Origin of the sequence: Paraburkholderia sp. BCC1886 (assembly GCF_900996245.1) — a bacterium.
Taxonomy (GTDB): Bacteria; Pseudomonadota; Gammaproteobacteria; order Burkholderiales; family Burkholderiaceae; genus Paraburkholderia.
On record NZ_CAAJGK010000121.1, the window covers coordinates 1 to 458 of the forward strand.

The 458-nt window shown below is 70.7% G+C and carries 1 pseudogene; it reads left to right on the plus strand.

Features of this window, described 5'->3' with window-relative positions:
• Positions 1–458 (plus strand): annotated as a pseudogene (locus tag FQ746_RS33255) (MFS transporter); the annotation flags it as partial.

Here is a 458-nt window from a genome sequence, read left to right on the forward strand (position 1 = left end):
GCGCGCGCAGGCGGTGGCCAGCGTATTCGTCGGGCTGACCATCTCGACCATGCTCGGCGTGCCGATGGTGGCGGCGATGGGCTCATGGCTGGGCTTGCGCGCTGCCTTCGCGAACATGGGGTCGATCGTCGCGCTGACCGCCGTGCTGGTTCCCGGCGCGTTCTGGTTCACCGCGCACTACGCGGTGGCGGGTTCGATCAACCTACTGCTGGTGGACACCGTGATGGCGCTCGGCGCGATCCTGCAGACGCGCCTGATGGACGTGGCCGGCGACGCGCAGACACTGGCCGCCGCGCTCAACCATTCCGCCTTCAATATCGCCAACGCGCTGGGCGCCTGGCTCGGCGGCCTCGCCATCGACGCCGGCATGGGCTGGTCCTCGACGGGCTGGGTCGGCGCGCTGCTGGCGATCTGCGGGCTGGCCGTGCATCACTGGGCGGTGGTCGACATGCGCCGGC